This is a genomic window from Croceicoccus sediminis (assembly GCF_007570835.1).
Classification (GTDB): Bacteria; Pseudomonadota; Alphaproteobacteria; order Sphingomonadales; family Sphingomonadaceae; genus Croceicoccus; species Croceicoccus sediminis.
Genome location: NZ_SUNC01000001.1, coordinates 14,123 through 32,234, shown reverse-complemented (window position 1 = coordinate 32,234; position 18,112 = coordinate 14,123). Strand labels below are relative to the sequence as shown.

13 protein-coding genes are annotated in these 18,112 nt (G+C 64.7%); 3 read left to right on the top strand and 10 right to left on the bottom strand.

Annotated elements, in window-relative coordinates; genetic code table 11:
• Positions 1 to 103 precede the first annotated feature (103 nt).
• Complete coding sequence (locus FAX90_RS00105) at positions 104 to 472, top strand: PRC-barrel domain-containing protein (protein ID WP_144094424.1); 369 nt, start codon at positions 104 to 106, stop codon at positions 470 to 472.
• A 6-nt stretch (positions 473 to 478) separates the two neighbouring features.
• Here the strand turns inward: FAX90_RS00105 and FAX90_RS00100 are convergent, their stop codons facing one another.
• From FAX90_RS00100 to FAX90_RS00090, 3 genes are all read right to left on the bottom strand, one after another.
• Positions 479 to 1,162 (bottom strand): response regulator transcription factor, encoded by a 684-nt coding sequence (locus tag FAX90_RS00100; protein WP_240704638.1) that lies wholly within the window; start codon positions 1,160 to 1,162, stop codon positions 479 to 481.
• A gap of 149 nt (positions 1,163 to 1,311) precedes the next feature.
• Complete coding sequence (secA, locus tag FAX90_RS00095; RefSeq protein WP_144094422.1) at positions 1,312 to 4,083, bottom strand: preprotein translocase subunit SecA; 2,772 nt, start codon at positions 4,081 to 4,083, stop codon at positions 1,312 to 1,314.
• Between the two features lie 138 nt (positions 4,084 to 4,221).
• Complete coding sequence (locus FAX90_RS00090) at positions 4,222 to 4,497, bottom strand: hypothetical protein (RefSeq protein WP_144094420.1); 276 nt, start codon at positions 4,495 to 4,497, stop codon at positions 4,222 to 4,224.
• A gap of 130 nt (positions 4,498 to 4,627) precedes the next feature.
• On the opposite strand from FAX90_RS00090, the gene argJ reads away from it, so the two are divergent.
• Positions 4,628 to 5,848: a bifunctional glutamate N-acetyltransferase/amino-acid acetyltransferase ArgJ gene (gene argJ, locus FAX90_RS00085; protein ID WP_420810952.1), complete on the top strand. Its 1,221-nt coding sequence runs from the start codon at positions 4,628 to 4,630 to the stop codon at positions 5,846 to 5,848.
• Complete coding sequence (locus FAX90_RS00080) at positions 5,845 to 6,645, top strand: inositol monophosphatase family protein (protein WP_144094417.1); 801 nt, start codon at positions 5,845 to 5,847, stop codon at positions 6,643 to 6,645. Before argJ ends, FAX90_RS00080 begins: the two co-directional genes overlap by 4 nt.
• Positions 6,646 to 6,657: 12 nt before the next feature.
• Here the strand turns inward: FAX90_RS00080 and trxA are convergent, their stop codons facing one another.
• The 7 genes from trxA to FAX90_RS00045 form a co-directional block, all read right to left on the bottom strand.
• A complete protein-coding gene (gene trxA, locus FAX90_RS00075) occupies positions 6,658 to 6,978 on the bottom strand; it encodes a thioredoxin (protein WP_144094415.1) in 321 nt (106 codons plus the stop codon).
• An 80-nt stretch (positions 6,979 to 7,058) separates the two neighbouring features.
• Complete coding sequence (gene addA, locus FAX90_RS00070; RefSeq protein WP_144094413.1) at positions 7,059 to 10,526, bottom strand: double-strand break repair helicase AddA; 3,468 nt, start codon at positions 10,524 to 10,526, stop codon at positions 7,059 to 7,061.
• A complete protein-coding gene (addB, locus tag FAX90_RS00065; RefSeq protein WP_144094411.1) occupies positions 10,523 to 13,546 on the bottom strand; it encodes a double-strand break repair protein AddB in 3,024 nt (1,007 codons plus the stop codon). Before addB ends, addA begins: the two co-directional genes overlap by 4 nt.
• A complete protein-coding gene (locus tag FAX90_RS00060; RefSeq protein ID WP_205700595.1) occupies positions 13,539 to 14,282 on the bottom strand; it encodes a nucleotidyltransferase family protein in 744 nt (247 codons plus the stop codon). Before FAX90_RS00060 ends, addB begins: the two co-directional genes overlap by 8 nt.
• Positions 14,279 to 15,301 (bottom strand): aminoglycoside phosphotransferase family protein, encoded by a 1,023-nt coding sequence (locus FAX90_RS00055; RefSeq protein WP_144094409.1) that lies wholly within the window; start codon positions 15,299 to 15,301, stop codon positions 14,279 to 14,281. The genes FAX90_RS00060 and FAX90_RS00055 overlap by 4 nt, the downstream gene beginning before the upstream one ends.
• Complete coding sequence (gene tsaE, locus FAX90_RS00050) at positions 15,298 to 15,753, bottom strand: tRNA (adenosine(37)-N6)-threonylcarbamoyltransferase complex ATPase subunit type 1 TsaE (protein ID WP_144094407.1); 456 nt, start codon at positions 15,751 to 15,753, stop codon at positions 15,298 to 15,300. Before tsaE ends, FAX90_RS00055 begins: the two co-directional genes overlap by 4 nt.
• Positions 15,750 to 18,011: a PAS domain-containing sensor histidine kinase gene (locus FAX90_RS00045; RefSeq protein WP_240704637.1), complete on the bottom strand. Its 2,262-nt coding sequence runs from the start codon at positions 18,009 to 18,011 to the stop codon at positions 15,750 to 15,752. Before FAX90_RS00045 ends, tsaE begins: the two co-directional genes overlap by 4 nt.
• Positions 18,012 to 18,112: the final 101 nt, after the last annotated feature.

Sequence of the window (18,112 nt, the reverse complement as noted above, 5' to 3'; positions counted from 1 at the left end):
TTTTTGTTTCGGCCCAGATTTGTTCCAGGCCAGACATTTGGGCACAGTGGCGAAAAGGCGCGGAAAGGCGTAGAATGCCCTTCCTTCGAGAGAGGAATGGCACATGGCAAGCGATCACAGACTGATCCTCGCCAGCCGGGTTGAGCATACGCCCGTCTTCAACGAAGACGGCTGGCTGGTCGGGCATATCAAGGACCTGTCCATCGATCGGGAAACCGGACAGGTCGAACATGCAATCATGTCGTTCGGCGGATTCCTGGGCGTGGGAAACCGGCTGCATCCCCTGCCCTGGTCGATCCTGAGCTACGATGCATCGCGCAAAGGCTTCATCGTCCCGCTCAGCCGGCAGGAACTTGAGGCTGCACCCCACTACGACGCAGAAGAGCTGGCAGAATTCGGTGGCGCCGCACCGGCGACCAAGCTGGCAAAGGTCTTCGACTACTACGGCCAGTTTGCCGCACCGCCGATCTGAACGGCCTTAGACCCCGGCGGGGCTGTCGAGCACGTAACCCATCGCGCGGACAGTGCGCAGCATATCGCCTGCGCCCACGTTCTTGAGCGCCCTGCGCAGGCGGCCGATCCACACGTCCACCGTGCGTTCATCGATCGGCGGATCGAGCTTGCCCAGACCCTCGATCAGTTCCAGCCGTGTCAGAACCCGGTCGGGATTTTCGACGAAGAAACGCAGCAGGCGGAATTCGTTGGGGCGCAAGCCAATCGCCTGGTCTTTCCACCGCGCCTGAAGCGCCATCAGATCGATCACCAGGTCGCCCAGGCGAACCTGCTGCGTCACGTGACGCGGACGCCCGCGATCCTGAAGCGCGAAGACACGGTCCAGCACGACGGTACGGTCCAGCGGCCCGACAAGGTAATCGTCGGCCCCTGCGCGAAGGGCGCGGCGCCGGTCATCGGCGTCGTCTTCCTCCAGCACCATAGTCACGTGTGCGTTTTCCGTCCGGGGATCGGCCCGCAGGCGGCGGCAAAGTTCAAGTCCGGAGCATTCGTCCATGACCCAGTCGACGAACGCCCACATCTGCCCTTCGACCAATCGTCGCGGACCATTGCAGTCCAGCCTGTCGAACGTAAAGCGCGTGCCGTCGTGTTCGAACGGCTCGAGAATCTCGCCGATCGGATCGCTCAGGAAGATATTGACGACGTCCACGCATTGCCCCCGGAATGGTCAATTCCATGGGCAAATGCCGTGCTTCTATGACGCAATCGTGACTAGATCGCGATCCGCACCGTGAAAGGGCGATTTTATGGAAAAAAGCCGGACAGGATCAACTCCGGCCCGGCTTTCTGCGTGATTTGTCAGGCGGCTGCGCCGTGGCAGTGCTTGTACTTGTTGCCCGACCCGCAAGGACAGGGCGCGTTGCGCGAAATGTCCAGGTCCTTCCACGGATTCTCGCTTTCCGCGCCGCCCGGTCCGGCCTGTGCGAACGTCGAACCGGCAAGAGCACCGAACAGTGCCGCGCGCTGCGACGAACCGTCACCGTCGTTCGAGTTGTCGAGCCCGGTCAGCGGATCGATATGGCCGGTCATCAGGTCGGGATTGGTCAGGAAGTCCGGCAGTTCGGGCAAAGGCGCGCGCTGAGGCTCGGGCTCTGCCATGCGAAGCTGGCTGGTCATCAGGATCTTGGTCACGTCTTCGCGGATCTGTTCGAGCATGCGTTCGAACAGGCCGAAGGCTTCCTGCTTGTATTCGTTGATCGGCGTCTTCTGCGCATAGGCACGCAGGAAGACCACCTGCCGCAGCGCGTCCAGCGTCGCGAGGTGTTCCTTCCAGTGATAGTCGAGCCGATCGAGCAGGACCGACTTTTCGACTTGTCGCCAAATCGACGGATCGGTCTCGGCAAGCTTTGCATCCATCTTGGCATCGGCCATCGCGGCAAGGCGCTGCTCTATGTCTTCGGGCTCGATGCCGTCTTCTTCCATCCACGTTTCGATGGGGGCCGGTTCGCCGAAGATTTGCTCGATCTTTTCCTTCAGGCCATCGACATCCCACTGTTCGGGATAGGAGCCCGGAGGGCACGCCGAACCGACCAGCGAATTCACCGTGTCGTTGCGCATGTCGACAACGACGTCGTCGACCGTTTCGGAATCCATGATGTCTTCGCGCTGTTCATAGATGACCTTGCGTTGGTCGTTCATCACGTTGTCGTATTCGACGACCTGCTTGCGGATGTCGTAGTTGCGCGCCTCGACCTTCTTCTGCGCGGTCTCGATGGCCTTGGACAGCCACTTCGACCCGATCGCTTCGCCGTCCTCGAGGTTCGAATTCATCATCTTGGCGAACAGGGTGTCGGGGCCGAAAATGCGCAGCAGGTCATCTTCAAGACACAGGTAGAAGCGCGAAAGGCCCGGATCGCCCTGACGACCCGCACGGCCGCGCAGCTGGTTATCGATGCGGCGGCTTTCGTGACGTTCGGTGCCCAGCACGAACAGGCCGCCGGCGTCCAGCACGGCCTGACGCTCTGCCCCGACCTCTTCCTTGATCTTGGCGACCGCGGCATCGCGCTCCGGCCCTTCGGGCATATCGGACAATTCGTCCTCAACGCGGAATTCGACGTTACCGCCAAGCTGGATGTCGGTGCCGCGACCCGCCATGTTGGTGGCGATGGTGACGGCGCCGATGCGGCCCGCCTGCGCCACGATATGCGCTTCTCTTTCGTGCATGCGGGCGTTGAGAACGCTGTGCGGCACGCCTTCTTCTTCAAGGAACTTCGACAGCAGTTCCGACTTCTCGATTGAGACAGTGCCGACCAGAACGGGCTGACCCTTCTTGTTATGGTCGCGGATCGATGCGGCGATGGCGCGGAACTTGTCGTGGGTATTCTTGAAGAACTGGTCTTCCTCGTCGATGCGCTGAATCGGGACGTTGGTCGGGATTTCGACGACGTTGAGCTTGTAGATGTCGAAGAATTCCGCCGCCTCTGTCGCGGCCGTACCGGTCATGCCCGAAAGCTTGGGATACATGCGGAAGTAGTTCTGGAACGTGATCGAGGCCATCGTCTGGTTCTCGGGCTCGATCTTGACGCCTTCCTTGGCCTCGACCGCCTGATGCAGGCCGTTGGACCAGCGGCGACCGTCCATCATGCGGCCCGTAAATTCGTCGATGATGACGACCTTGTCGTCCTTCACGATATAGTCGGTATCGCGCTTGAACATGTGCACGGCCTTCAGGGCCTGGTCGAGGTGATGAACGACCTGCGTGTTCTCATAGTCGTAGAGATTCTCGGTCTCCAAGTGACCTTCTTCGAACAGGATCTTCTCGACCTTCTCGGTGCCGTCCTCGGTCAGCGTGATGCTCTTGGTCTTCTCGTCCTTCTCGAAGTCTTCTTCGTCCAGCCGCTTCACGACCATGTCGATCGCGACGTAAAGATCGGACTTGTCCTCGGTCGGGCCGGAAATGATCAACGGGGTACGCGCCTCGTCGATCAGGATCGAGTCGACTTCGTCGACGATGGCATAGTTGAACGGGCGGTGGACCTGCTGGTCGCGCGACTGCTTCATGTTGTCGCGCAGGTAATCGAAGCCCAATTCGTTGTTGGTCGAATAAGTGATGTCGCAGGCATAGGACGCGCGGCGGTCCTGTTCGTGCATGTTGGGCACGATGACGCCGACGGTCAGGCCAAGCCAGCGATAGAGCTGCCCCATCCATTCCGCGTCGCGGCGGGCGAGGTAGTCGTTTACGGTGACGACATGGACGCCCTTGCCCGTCAGGCCGTTCAGGTAAGTGGCCAGCGTCGCGACCAGCGTCTTGCCCTCACCCGTGCGCATTTCCGCGATTTCGCCGCGGTGAAGCGCGATACCGCCAATCAACTGCACGTCGAAGTGACGCATGCCGAAAACGCGCTTCGACGCTTCGCGCACGACGGCGAAAGCCTCGGGCAGCAAACTGTCCAGCGTTTCCCCGGCATCGAGCCGTTCGCGGAACAGGACGGTCTGGTTCTGCAGTTCCTCGTCACTCATCGCCTCGTAAGTGGGCTCAAGCGCGTTGATACGGGCGACGGTCTTGCCCATCGACTTGACGTAACGGTCGTTGGAGGAACCGAACAGGTTTTTGGCAATCGATCCGAACATGGCTCGGGGTTTTCCTTGGGTCTTGGCGGGCGACAAACGCGCGGGCCGTGCAATGTGCTGGAATGACGCGCAGCAGAGCGGCGCGCGAAAGATGGCATGGGGGAGCGCGCCGGATACAGGTCCCGCGCGTCGGGAATGCTACTCGAGCGGCCGGTCGGCCAGCATGACGAGCGGAATCAGCACCGTGCGCGACTGGCCGGTGGCAGGGGCACCAAGATCGCGGTTGCGCTTGGCCCTGCTGGTGCTCGGCTTGGTTTCTTCGGCGTCGCGGCGAATAGCCTCGATCCCGGAAGACGGGCGATCGACCCGCGATATTTCCGCGCCCCCGGCCTCGTAATGCAGGCGTGCCTGCGCTGGCGAGACCAGCGCAGCAAGGCCCAGCATCAGGGCGATATAGGCAAGAAACCGTTTCATGCGGGCTGCAAGATAAGGTCGACGCGACCTAAAATCCACCCGCAATGCCGCGAAATCCGCAAGAGATGCACAAGGCGGCGCACAATGCCCGCTTGTCGCGACCAAAGCCCGGCGCTAACCCGCGCTGAATATGGATACCTCGCCGCTCGCCCGCCCCTTTCCCGCCATGCCGCCGATCGACGGGGCCGTGCCGCGCGTCGCCCGCGCTCGGTACAAGACGTGGGACCGCTGCGACCTCACATATGTCGAACTGGCCGAGGGGACGAGCGTAGCGGGCGTCTTCACCAAAAACGTCTGCTGTTCGAGCGAGGTGGAACTGGGCCGCGAACAGGTAAAGCTGGGCCACGCCCGCGCGCTGGTCGTCAACGCGGGCAATTCCAATGCCTTCACCGGCTATCGCGGGCGTGAGGCGGTCGAACAGATCATGGCACAAGTCGCCGCGCATCTCGATTGCGAGCCGAGCGACGTGTTCGTCTCGTCGACCGGCGTGATCGGCGTGCCCCTGCCCAAGGACAAGGCGGAAGAAGGTGTGCGCAACGCCTTTTCGGCAGAGCCCTGCGATTGGGAAGCGGTGGCCGAGACCATCGGGACGACCGACACTTTCGCCAAGGGTGCGACCGCCAGTGCCATGATCGGCGACACCCGGATCGAGATCAGCGCCGTCATCAAGGGCAGCGGCATGATCGCGCCCGATATGGCAACGATGCTGGGATATCTCTTCACCGACGCAAAAGTGTCCCCCGCCTTCCTTCAGCAGTGCCTTTCCGCCGCGAACGAAGCGACATTTTCGTGCATTACCGTCGACAGCGATACATCGACCAGCGACACCGTGCTCGCCTTTGCAACGGGCAAGGCAGGCAATGCCGAGCTAACTGGACCGGACAGCCCCGGCGCGGACGCCTTTGCCGTCGCGATCCATGACGTGTGCCGCCAACTTTCCCACCTTGTCGTGCGGGATGGTGAGGGTGCGCAGAAATTCATCGAAATCGCCGTATCGGGTGCCGTGTCCGACGAAAGCGCACGCCGGGTGGCGCTGGCCATCGCGAATTCGCCGCTGGTGAAGACCGCGATTGCGGGTGAGGACGCAAACTGGGGCCGCGTCGTCATGGCCGTGGGCAAGGCGGGCGAACCGGCGGACCGCGACAAGCTGTCCATCGGGTTCGGCGGCATCTGGGCGGCGAAGAACGGCCTGCCGCTTGCCGATTACGACGAAGCACCCGTGGCGCAGCACCTGAAGGGGCAGGACATTCGCATGGATGTCGACCTGGGCCTTGGCGACGGCACCGCGACCGTGTGGACCTGCGACCTGACGCACGGATACATCTCGATCAACGCGGATTACCGCACATGATCGATGCCCTGACCGGACAGGTCTTTGCGCTGATGCGCGAAGTGGCCGACGAGATCGTCATGCCGCGTTACCAGACGCTAGCCCGTCACGAGATTATCGAGAAGAACCCCGGCGACCTCGTCACCATAGCCGACCGGGAGAGCGAGGAACGCCTGTCGGAAGGCCTTTCCCGCATACTGCCGGAAGCCACCATCGTTGGGGAAGAGGCCTGCCACGCCGACCCTTCGTTGATCGAGCGGTTGGGCGACAGCCTGTGCTGGATCATCGATCCCATCGACGGAACGAGGAACTTCGCCGCCGGAAAGCCGCCCTTCGGCCTGATGATCGCGCTGGCCGAAAACGGAGAGACGCAGGCCGGGTGGATCTGGGACCCGATCCAGAAACGGCTCTGCCACGCGCGCCTTGGCGAAGGCGCCTACATCGGAGAGGACCGGGTGACGGCGAAAACGACCGGCCAGAACCCGCCGATTGCCGCCATCTCATTGCTGTTCATGGACGATACGCAACGCGAACGCATGAAGGAATCGATCGCGCCCTTCTACGAACTGGCCGATATCCCCTATTGCGCAGCGGATCAGTACCCGCGCCTTGCGCTGGGCGTCAACGACCTGTCGATTTTCGAAAGAACCCTTGCCTGGGATCACGCGCCCGGTGCGCTGTGGCTGAACGAGGCGGGCGGCAAGGTCGCCCGGCCCGATGGTTCGCCTTACCGGACCGACGAATGGGACCGGAAAGGCATGATCGGCGCGGCCAGCCCGGCCCTTTGGGACGAACTGGCCGAACGCCTGAACGCTTAAGCGCCAGAAAGCCTAGAGTTCGCCTTCGATCCAGGCCTTGAGCGCGCCCTTCGGCGCCGCGCCCAGCTTGTTCGCGACCGCTTCACCGTTCTTGAACAGGATCATAAGCGGGATCGACTGCACGCCCATCTTCGCCGCGATGTCGGTGTTTTCCATGATGTCGACCTTGGCGATCGTGACCTTGTCGGCCAGCTCGTCGCTGATCTCTTCCAGCGCAGGGGCGATCATCTTGCACGGACCGCACCAGTCCGCCCAGAAGTCGACGAGCACGGGCTTGTCGGAATCCAGAACATCACTCTGGAAGCTGGCGTCGGTTACGGCTTTGGTCGGCATTGGAAACGTCTCCTGAAAAATCTTGCCCCCAAGATAGGTGGCATGCGGCCAAGCGCAATCCGCGATTGGGCCAAGGATTTCTAACCCCCGCGTAACCGTGCCTTTTCCGGGTCGAGCAGGCTGTTTGGCAAAAGGAACAGCCGCGGGGCATGGGTATAGAGCAAGGCCGCCTCTATCCGCCGCCCCGGATGGATCGTCTCCAACGCGCAGGCATAGGCCGCCATCTGGCGGATATAGGCGGCCGGAACGTCCGAAAGCGTGTCGGGCGGACGGCGGGCGGTCTTGAAATCGACGATGCGGATCGGCGCGTCCCCATCGGGCAGACATAGCCGGTCGATCGTCCCTGCGACGACCTGCCCGCCGACAACCGCCGCGACCGGAACCTCGGCAAGGGCATCGGGGCCGAAAACGTCGGCGAACCGAGGGTCCGACAATGCCGTCAGCGCGGCCCCGACCATCTCTTGCCGAACTTCTTCGGAAAGGTCCTTTCCCTGCCGCGACAACCACTTCTTTGCCGCAGCGCCCCGCGCATCGGGTGCCAGCTCGGGCAATCTTTCGAGCAGGCGGTGGATCAGCACGCCGCGACGCGCAGCGTCAATGCCCGTACCCGGCGGACGCGGCGGATCGGGCGCTTCGTGTTCGCCCAGAGACGACGGGGCAAGCGGCCTTGGCGGACGCGGTTCGTCACCCGCGTTCCTGGTCAACCAAGCGGGCACCAGCGGCAGCATCGACTGCGCCGCGCCCTTCGGCATGCCGGGCTGCGCCTCCGCCTCCACGCCCCAATGTTTTGACGCGCCCCAGACCGGGTTTTCGGCCCAGTCATCCTCGAACAGGGGCTCAAGCGCGGCGTACCAGCTCTTGGCCGGCAATTCCTTGCGCCGGGTCGACAAGGCGCCTGCCACGAACAACGCTTCTTCGGCCCGCGTCATTGCGACGTAGAGCAAGCGCCAGTGCTCTTCGTCCTCGGCTTGTTTCGCCGCGTCCTGCGCCTCGGCAATCCGGCCCAGTTTCTCTTCCTTGCGCAGCCCCGGCAGCGGCAGGGCGCGGGTCGCAAAGCCCAGCGCGGCATCGCCCGGCTCTTCCAGTTCCAGCGTGCGCGGCGGCGACATGTCCGGATCGTCGGCGGCATCGGCAAGGATCACGATCGGGGCCTGCAACCCCTTCGATCCGTGGACGGTCATCACGCGGACCAACCCGCCCTGCTGCTCGGCCTCGCGCTTCAATTCGCCATCACCGGCATCGAACCAGCGGATGAAAGCGGCAAGGCTGGGCACGTTGCTCGCCGAAAAGGCCAGCGCGGCGTTCAAAAGCTCGTCGATCGGGTCGTTCGCTTCCTTGCCCAACCGCGCGACAAGACGCTTGCGCCCCTGCCACGGGCCGACCAGCATCCAGTGCAGCAAAGCCTGTGGCGGCGTGAAATCGGCGCGTTGCAACAGGTCCAGCAACATGGCGACGGCACGGCGCGGGGTCTCTTCGGTTGCCTTGCGAAGGTGATCCCACAAGGTCGCCTTCCCTTCGCGATAGCCATGGGCCAGCAGGTCCTCCTGGCTCCACCCGACAAGCGGAGATGTCAGCAGGCACGCCAGCGCAAGATCGTCCGCGGGCTGCGCGGCAAAGCGGATCGCGGCCATCAGGTCGCGCACGGCCAGCGGCGCGCCAAGGCGAAGCCGGTCCACGCCCGCAACGGGCACGCCCTTGGCATGAAGCCGCGCGACGATGAGGCCAGCCAGTTCCTTGCGCTTGCGCACCAGGATCATGATATCGCCGGCCTGCGCGTTGCGCGCCCCGCCCTTGGCGAGCGGATAGCCGGTCCTGAGCCAGGTCCGAACCTGTTCCGCGATGCCTTCGGCGACCTTGCGGTCGGGACGCGACAGCCAGGAATGTTCGTCCTCAGGCTCGTCGCCCTCATCCCCCGCATCGACGCCCACGGCGCGCCACAGCACGACCTGCCCCGGCCGTTCCTCGCCGACATGACGCTCCGGCTCGTCCTTCAGGCCCAGGTTCTCAGGGCCGATCGACTTGATCGCGGCATCGACGAAATCCAGCACGGGCTGTGCGGTCCGGTAACTGCGGCCCAACCCATATTCACGCAAGGGGCGGACCTGACCGTCACCGCGCAGCTGGGCGAAATTTTCGCGAACCGCGTCGATACGGTTCTTCACGCGCATCTTCGCGGCCTCGAAGTTTTCCGGGCTGGTGCCCTGAAACCGGAAAATCGCCTGCTTGTAATCGCCCACTACGAAAAGCGTGCGCGAACGATCGCCCCTCGCCCCTTCGCCCGCGAAGAATTCCTCGGTCAGCGCGTCGATGACATCCCACTGCGCGGCATTGGTGTCCTGCGCCTCGTCGATCAGGATGTGGTCGAACCTGCGGTCGAGCTTGTAGCGGATCCAGTCCGCCATGTCGGACCGTTTGAGGAGGCGCGCCGCCTCGTGGATCTGGTCATCGAAATCGACCAGCCCTTCGCGGGTCTTCGCCTCTGCCCAGCGCAGCGCGAAAGCACGCCCCAGCGTCAAAGCCGGGGCAAGCCAGCGGGCCAGCTCGCCAAGGTTGCGCAGCCGTTCTACCTCGGCAAGGCATTCGCCTACGCGGCCTGCATATTCGGCATAGTCGGGCAGAAACTTCATGACGGATTTCAGCGATTTGACATCGCCCTTCTGCGTGAAGACGACACTGCGGAGCGCATCGAGCATCGCCAGCCTGCCTTCCGCATCGCTGGCCAGCCATGCCCCGACCACGTCGCAGAATTCGTTCGCGGTCTTGGTGCCCCATTCCTGCTGCGCGGCAAGACACTGACGCAGCGACGCGACATCGAAAGCGGCGTCTTCACACAGCGCAGTAACCGCATCGGCATCGTGGTCTGCTGACAGACCCAGCAGGCGATGCACGCGGGGCAACAGGGGCGGCTGCCACGCACCCGGCCCATGCCATGCGGTCCGCGCATCGGCGCAAGCCATCAGGAACCGCTCGATACCCGACTGGTCGGTGCGCAGGGACAGCATGGCAAGCGCATCGGTCAGCGCCTCGTCGCCGCTTGCCTCGGCATCGAGCAGGAGGTCGGACAGGGTCTCGCGCAAAAGCAGCTCTCGGTCGCGATCTTCCATCGGCCGAGTGCCGGGGACCAGCCCGGCCTCCAGCGGGAAGGCGGAGAGCAGCCACTGCGAGAAAGCGTGGATCGTCTCGATCCTCAGCCCCCCGCCCGGACAGTCGAGCACGGCGGCGAACCGCGTGCGTGCCCGGGCAATGTCTTCGGGTCCGAAATCTGCGCCGATGGCCCGCAAATCGTGCGCCAGCGCCGTGTCGTCGGCGCGCACCCAGCTGGCCAGCACGTCATTGACGCGCGTCGCCATTTCCGCAGCGCCGGCCTTGGTGAAGGTGAGGCACAGGATCTGCGAAGGCTCGACCTCGGCCTGTAGCAGGAGGCGCAGCACACGGGCGGACAGCACCTGCGTCTTGCCGGTTCCCGCGCTGGCCGAAAGCCAGACGGTATCGCGCGGATCGACGGCATCGGCCTGCCGGTCCTGAAGCGGATAGACCTTCGCGCTCATCCCGCCGTGTCCTTCGTGCCGAGTTCGCCCCGGCCCTGCCATTCGTCCAGCCGCATCAGCTGGTCATAGTCGTTGTAGCCGCCCAGATCGGGGTTGAGCCGCGCGGTAAAAGGTTCGTCACCCGTGATCCACGCATCGATCGCCTCACCCAGATAACGCGCGCTTTCGTAGAGGAAATCCTCACGCGGGATGCCCGATTTGCGGCGGCCTTCGGGGATCGGTTCTTCGCGATATCCGAACCCTTCCTTGCCACGCGAAAGCGACCAGTATTCGAAGTGCGTCGGCGTTCCCCTGACGCGATCGAAACCGTCGTTCTCCGCGATCAGGCCTGTTGTCCCCAATTGCAGCGCGAACCCCTGTTCCACCATCGACGCGCTGGGCGGCTTGCCGGTCTTGTAGTCGATGATCGCCAGCGTCCCGTCGGGCAGGCGGTCGATACGGTCGGCCTTGGCCGTGACCTTGACGCCATTGAAAGTCATCGCGCCCGATTGCTCGACCAGCAAAACCTCGCGCCCCGCTTCGACAAGGGCCGCCTGCTCCTGCTCGACCCATTCCAGACCCGCCAGAAGGCGCGGCTGCCACAGCCCGCGCATGAAGGGATGGCCCGAAAGCCTGCCCAACTCCTCCAGAGCCAGCGGCGCAAGCGTGCCGGGTGCACAGTCGTGGCGTTCGTGCCATTTCTGCAGGATGTCGTGCACGACCGTGCCCTTCCACGCCGGGGTCGGTTCCTCGTCGATCGCGTCCAGCGCGCGCAGCCGCAGGATGTGGCTGGCGTAGAACTGGTAAGGGTCCGACCGCAGCCGGTCGAGCGCGGTGGCGCTGATCGCGACCTTGCGCTGTTCGGCGTCGGGCCGGGGTGCGGGGCGCGGATAGGGTGGTGCCGGTTCGGTGTCGTCCAGTGCGCGGGCCAGCTTCACGGCCTCAAGCTCCCGGTGGCTTTCGAACTGTTCGCCCAACATCGCCTTCACGCGCAGCACGAACCGGCTGGCGATCACCGGCCCGCCGACATCGCGGGACGCATGGCTGAGCACGACTTCGGGCGCGCCCAGCGCGGCGGCAAGGTCGTGTGCGGCAAGTCCGATACGGAAATCGCCGCCCGGAACGCCCAGACCGCGCAGAACGGCGGGCGCGACAAGCGGGTCCGATGAGGCAGAAGCAGGCCAGGACCCTTCGGTAAGCCCGCCACAGATGACGAGATCGGCCCGGCTCATCCGCGCCTCGATCAAGCCGTAGATCGCGATACGCGGATGCCCGCCCCACGGCGGACGCACCGATTGCTGATCCATCGCATCGCGCAGGATGGCGGGTATCTCCGCCGGGTCGAGCGTCGTCGGCTCTGCCCGTGCCGCCTCGCGCAAGTCTTCCACGAAAGAGGCCAGCATACGGCCGTCCGGCTCGCCCCAGATGCGCGTTCCGCAAAGCTTTTCGGCGGTCACGACAAGGCAGTCGAGCACTTCGGCCAGATCGACGCTCTCGGCCTCTCCCATCTGCGTCAGCGGGGCAAGCATGTCCGCCGCGTCCTGCCACCATTGCGCCAACGCGGCGTCATCGCGCCTGTGCGCACGTTCCATCACCGCACGCCCAAGCGGCTCCAGCCCCGCGTCCAGTCGCGGCCCGCGCAAGGCCAGATCGAACTTGCGGACATTGGCCAGCCAGAGCCGCCTCTCCTCGTTCCCGCTCGCCCCCGCAAGCGGGTGCGACAGGGCAGACAGCAACGGGATCGGGGCAGCGCGCGTGCCCATCACGTCGGCCAGGTGCAGGAACAATCGCCCCGCCACCGTCTGGGGCAGCGGATGGCCGGCGGAATCGTCCGCGATCACGTTCCAGCGGGCAAGATGCGAGATGACGCGTCCGGCAAGACCGCGATCCGGCGTGACCAGCGCGATACGTCGCTCCGGCTGTTCGAGGGCCTCGCGGATCAGGACGGCGATGGCCTGCGCCTCTTCCTCCGGATGCGCGGTTTCCATGATGCGGACACCGGCAAGACGCCGCCTGTTCGCAGGCAGATCGACCCACGTGGCCGATTGTTCCGGCGGCAGGAACAGGTTCGAAATCGCCTTGCTGCGCTCCGGAGGCGCGGCCCCAAGGCCCCGCCTGTGCCATGGACGAACCTCTCCACGATTCACGCCCATACGGTTCAGTAGCAGCTTCAGGTGGTATTGCGGGTGGGTCACGGCATCGCCCGGCGACAGCGGCGGGTCGTCGGGATTGTCCGAATGACCCGCACTGCCCAGCGCGTTCCACACCTCGTCGTCCAGCGTCAGGTCCAGATCGGGCAGGATCACGGCCCCATCGGCAAACCCCGCGATCGTGCGCAGCAGCCGCGCGATGGCGGGGCTGGCGCTGGTAATGCCCGCCGCAACGACAGGATGCGCCGGTGGCACCACGCTCCACCTTCGGGACACGTGTTCGAACAGGGCATTGCGCCGCGCCGGTGCGTCGATCTCGCCGCGCGAATTGAGCTCTGCCAGCCACATGCGCTGCACGATCATGAAGAGGCGCAAGTTGCGCTCCCAATGCTTCGACAGGTCGCCGACAATGCCGATGACGCGTTCGCCCATCAGCTCGTCGGGGTCGATATCCTCGACCAGCAAGCGGTCCATCGTACGCGCGATTTCGCGGGCCTGCCGCAGCAGCGCGGCGCGGCCCGGCACGGTCAGCCCTTCGGCCTCCATCGCCTGCCGCAACATCGAGGCCAGTGCCAGCCAGCGCCGTGTCGGGTCCGCGGCGGGCGGAATGGCCGCGCCTTCGCCGATCGGATCGAGCAAGGGCCCCAGCGTTTCGTCGAGGTCGATATCGCCGATCACCGCCATGCGCGGCAACAGCAGGCCTTCGCCCGAAAGCCGCACGAAAGCCTCGGTCACGGTGCGGATCGCGCGGCGGCTGGGCAAAAGCAGCGTCAGCCGGGCAAGGCCAAAGCGGTCTTCGCGATAACGCGGGATCAGGCCAGCCACCAGCGCATCGGCGAAACCGCGGTGCGCAGCGATCGAATAGAGGGAGAGCCGCGTGCCGTCAGACACGCGTGAACAGCTCCTCGGCCGGGGCGATATGTTCGGGCTGGCCGATCTCTATCCACTCTCCCATGTGGATCGTGCCGTAAAGGCGGCCTTCCTCGATCGCGCGGGACCAGAAATGGTTGGTGCTGAACTTCGCCTGTTCAGGCGGATCGCGCAGCAGGCGAGAGGAACACAGCTGAATACCGCTGAACACGAAAGGCGCGACCCGGCCCGATTTCCGACGTGATACGCGGCCGAGTGCGTCGAGATGGAAATCGCCCTTCCCGCGATAATTGTGCGCACGCTGATGCGGCACGAGCAGGAGCAGCGCGTCCATCTTTTCCGCGTCCCAGCTTACCGACAGCTGGCGGAACACGTCGCGGGGACCGTCAAGCCACATGGCGTCGGAATTGAGACAGAAGAACGTGTCGCCCAGAAGGTCCTGCGCCTTGACCAGTCCGCCCCCGGTTTCCAGCAATTGCTCACGCTCGTCTGAAATCGTGACTTGCGGAGCGCTGCGCAGTTTCATGTGCGCCTCGATCGCATCGGCGAGGTAATGCACGTTGACGACGGCCTGCCCGACACCGGCCGCGGACAGTTTGTCGAGCGCATGATCGATCAGCGGCTTGCCGACGACTTTCACCATCGGCTTCGGGCGGCTGACCGTCAGCGGTCGCATCCGCTTTCCCAGCCCTGCGGCCATGACCATCGCCACGTCGGAGGCGAGAGGTTCCTGCCCCAGTTTCGCATGATCGCTCATGCGCCGGTAAACCCGCGCGCGGCGCGCAGTTCGCCGGGAATGTTGGCGTCCAGCCAGCGTGCAACCGGGCCCAGCGCGGGATGCGCCAGATCGCGTTCCATCGCCTCCCAGACGCGCGGGATCAGGTCGAGATAACGGTCCTTACCGTCGCGCTGCGACAGCCGCACGAATATGCCCACGACCTTGGCGTTGCGCTGTGCGCCCAGCCGTGCGTAATCGGCAAGGAAGCCCTCTCGGTCGCCGATGTCGGCAAGATAGTGGTCGAGCATTTCGCTCTCCAACGACGGATCGACGTCGCGCCGCGCATCCTGCAGCAGCGATACGAGATCGTAGGCCGGGTGGCCGACGAGCGCGTCCTGGAAATCCAGCAGACCCTGACCGAAGGCCTCAAAGCCGTCATCGTCATCGAGCAGCATGATATTCTCGGCGTGGTAATCGCGAAGGACGGTCACGCCGTCCCCCTGATTATCCAGAAGCGGGCCCAGAACCTCACGCCATGCCGCCTCGTAACCGTCGTCGTCGACCGCAAGATTGTGAGCCACGCAGAACCATTCGGTGAACAGCTTCGCCTCGCGCAGGTATTCGTTTAGGTCGTAGGGCCGGAACGGGCCGGCCGGCACGCGGTGCAGCTTCGACAGAACCGTCACCGCATCACGGTAGATCGCCGTTTCGTCATCGGGGGCGACATCGAGATGATCGCGCATCCGGCGGTGGCCGAAATCTTCCAGCAGGACCAACCCCATGTCGGCATCTTCGGCCAGCACCCTGGGCGCACGGAAGCCGTGGTCCAGCAGGTAGTGTGCCGCGCTCAAGAACGGGCGCGGATCCTCGTTCGGGGGCGGCGCGTCCATCAGCATCGCGCTCTCGCCATCGCGATTGATGCGAAAGTAGCGGCGGAACGAGGCATCGCCCGCCAGCGGTTCGATCGCAGCCGAACCCCATCCGGCGCGGGCAATAAATTCCCGCGCATGGGGCGGCACTGAATTTGACGGATTCGGAATGCTGGCTGGCTCGGTCATGGCATCCGCTCTAACCAATCCGGCCCTGCCTCGACAATCGCCAAGCGTCCTTCATCCGCCGTTTCGAGCCGGATCGAAAGACAGGCGCGTTCATGCGCGAAACCGCCGGCATGTTCGGGCCATTCCGCGATCAACGCCCCGTCACGGCGATAATCGTCGAGGCCCAGCTCTTCGACCTCGGATGGATCTTCCAGCCGGTAGAAATCGGCATGGACGAGCGGCAGGCTGACGGCGGGCGGTTCATAAGTCTGAATGATCGCGAAAGTGGGCGACGGCACTTCGCCTTCATGGCCAAGCGACGCGATGATTGCGCGGGCCAGCGTGGTCTTGCCTGCACCCAGCCCGCCCGAAAGCGCGACCACGTCGCCGGCGCGCAAGTGCCCGGCAATGCGCCTCCCCAGCCGTTCGGTCGCCGCCGCATTGGGCAGCGGACAAGTCTTCTTTGCCGTCATGGCAGCCTGATCGTCGCGGTCACGCCCGACCGTGCGTGCTGCACGAATTCAAGAGCGCCGTCATGCGCCTCGATCAGCTCGCGAGCGAGCGGCAGGCCAAGCCCGGCGTTCTGCCGCGCCATTTCCGCCTCCGGCCCTTCCGCGCCCGGCACGTGGTGGATCACGACCTGGGCCCCGTCGCGGCGGCGCTTGAGGTCGACGTTGACCCGCCCGCCGGGTCCGCTCGACGCGATGGCGTTGTCAAGGACGTTGCCGATCGCGCGGGCAAGCCTGCGCGCATCGCCGTGCACCGTTCCCGAACTGCGATCGCCGCGCAAGTTGAGCGTGATACCCGCCCCCTCGATCAAGGCCGCCCGATCATGGACGACGCGCGTGACCAGCGGCATGAGTTCCACCACTTCGCGCGTCAGCGGCAAAAGCCCCGCCTCGCTCTGCGTCAGGTCGAGCACGGATTCGATCTGGTCGGAAAGACGCGCCGTCGAATCGAGGATGGCCGCCACGTATTCGCTGCCGGTTTCCGAAAGCTCTCCGGCCACGCCATCGCGCAGCATTTCGGCAAAGCCGGTGATGGAAGTCAGCGGGGTGCGGAATTCATAGCTCATGTTCGCAAGGAAGCGGGTCTTCACCGCGTCCGCCTCGACCAGGGCCTGGTTACGCTCCATCAGGGCGGCCTCGGCCTTCTGGCTGTCGGTGATGTCGAGGCTGGTCAACATGCCGTTCCCGTCGGGCAACGGCACGCCCATCAGCGCCAAGGTGCGCCCGTCGGCCAGGCTGACGCGCCCGCCCGACTGTTCGCGGCGCAGGGTCGCGGCCTCGATGACCATGCCGATGCGGCGGGCATCGCCCCCCGTCGCCAGCTGCGGCGTCAGCGCCTCCAGCAAGGCATCGATATGGGGGTGCGTGCCAAGGAACTCCTCGCTCAGCCCCCACTCGGCAGCGAAACGACGGTTCCACAATTGCAGGCGGCCATCGGGGGCGAGCACGACAAGACCTTCGAACAGGCTGTCCTGCGTCGCCGTGCGGACCCGCAAGAGTGTGTCGCGGGCGCTGGCCAGCTGAAGCTGCTCGGTGCGGTCCTCGACGATCATCATCAACCCGCCGTCGGGCATCGGCTGGGCCACGATACGCAAGTGCGTTCCATCGGGAAGGACCCATTCCTCGTCCTTCACGTCGTTCGCGGTGAACCACGCCTCCTTCTCGCGCCGCCAGGCCGGGAAATCCCGGACCTCGGGCAAGCGTCCTGCATCGCGCATGATCTCGAACACCTCGTTCAAAGGTGTCGCTTCCTGCCCGATCGTAGGCGGCAGGCGGAAGATGCGCTGCATCGGCAGGTTGACGAAGATCAGGTTGCGAGCCGCGTCGAACTGCGCCACGCCCGAAGACATCTGGTCCAGCAAGGCGCGCTGCGCGGCGCGGAACGCGCGGTATTCGCGGCTGAGCTGTTCGAGATCCTCGACGTCGATGGCGTATCCGGCGATGCCTTCGCTGCCCACGGGAAGATCGCTGACCTTGTAGGCGCGCCGTTCCCCTTCGATCGTGACCATGACGTTGCGCTGGATCGCGCGGCCGCTTTCCTTTGCCTGCACCGCGACTTCGGACGCGCTGAGCCCTTCGACCGGTTCGACCAGTTCGATGTTGTTGCCCACGACCTCTTCGGCACTTTCGCCGCCGACGGCAGAGACATAGGCGCTGTTGACCAGCCGCAGGCGCGCATCGGCCCCGCGGAACCACATCGGCACGGGCGCCGCCTCGATCAGGCCGACCAGCGCCGAGAAATCGGCCAGCGCCTTTTCCAGCGCCTCGGTCAGCCGGGTGATTTCAGCGGCGCTGTCGCTGGCGTCGATGACCCAGATGACGACCGCACCGCCGCGTGCCATTTGCGGATCGGCAAGGTGGCCGCTGACCGAGAGGGCATGACCCTCTCCCGTCGGATGAAGCATCATCCTGAACGGGGCGGCCGAAGACAGCGTGCGCTGTACGTTCTGTTTCAGCTTTTCGAGTTCTGCGGGACCGACACCGCGTGCGCCTTCACGGGCAAGACCGTCGAGGTTCTTGGGCACCTCTTCGAGCCCGAACCAGGTCGCCAGCCGCTCGCTGCCTTCAAGCTTGCCATCGGCCCGGACGATGAGCGGAAGCGCGGGCGCTTCTTCCATCATGCGACTCATGCGCAGCATCTGGATGCGGGTCTTGCGGGACGAGCCGTGCCGGCGGCGCGCCATGAGCAATGTCCAGACGGCCGCAGCCGTCCAGCAAGCCATGATCAACCCAAGCAATACCAGTGCAGGTATGCCGATCGTGATCGAGTCTGCGCCCCACCAGTTTCCCATCGGGCTTGGCTATTCGCTGGCGCGGACGAAAA

Bases quoted from the DNA above. Each gene is read 5' to 3' on its own strand.
- FAX90_RS00105 (WP_144094424.1), top strand. From the start codon at position 104: ATGGCAAGCGATCACAGACTGATCCTCGCCAGCCGGGTTGAGCATACG.
- secA (WP_144094422.1), bottom strand. From the start codon at position 4,083: ATGTTCGGATCGATTGCCAAAAACCTGTTCGGTTCCTCCAACGACCGT.
- FAX90_RS00090 (WP_144094420.1), bottom strand. From the start codon at position 4,497: ATGAAACGGTTTCTTGCCTATATCGCCCTGATGCTGGGCCTTGCTGCG.
- argJ (WP_420810952.1), top strand. From the start codon at position 4,628: ATGGATACCTCGCCGCTCGCCCGCCCCTTTCCCGCCATGCCGCCGATC.
- FAX90_RS00080 (WP_144094417.1), top strand. From the start codon at position 5,845: ATGATCGATGCCCTGACCGGACAGGTCTTTGCGCTGATGCGCGAAGTG.
- trxA (WP_144094415.1), bottom strand. From the start codon at position 6,978: ATGCCGACCAAAGCCGTAACCGACGCCAGCTTCCAGAGTGATGTTCTG.
- addA (WP_144094413.1), bottom strand. From the start codon at position 10,526: ATGAGCGCGAAGGTCTATCCGCTTCAGGACCGGCAGGCCGATGCCGTC.
- FAX90_RS00060 (WP_205700595.1), bottom strand. From the start codon at position 14,282: ATGAGCGATCATGCGAAACTGGGGCAGGAACCTCTCGCCTCCGACGTG.
- FAX90_RS00055 (WP_144094409.1), bottom strand. From the start codon at position 15,301: ATGACCGAGCCAGCCAGCATTCCGAATCCGTCAAATTCAGTGCCGCCC.
- tsaE (WP_144094407.1), bottom strand. From the start codon at position 15,753: ATGACGGCAAAGAAGACTTGTCCGCTGCCCAATGCGGCGGCGACCGAA.
- FAX90_RS00045 (WP_240704637.1), bottom strand. From the start codon at position 18,011: ATGGCTTGCTGGACGGCTGCGGCCGTCTGGACATTGCTCATGGCGCGC.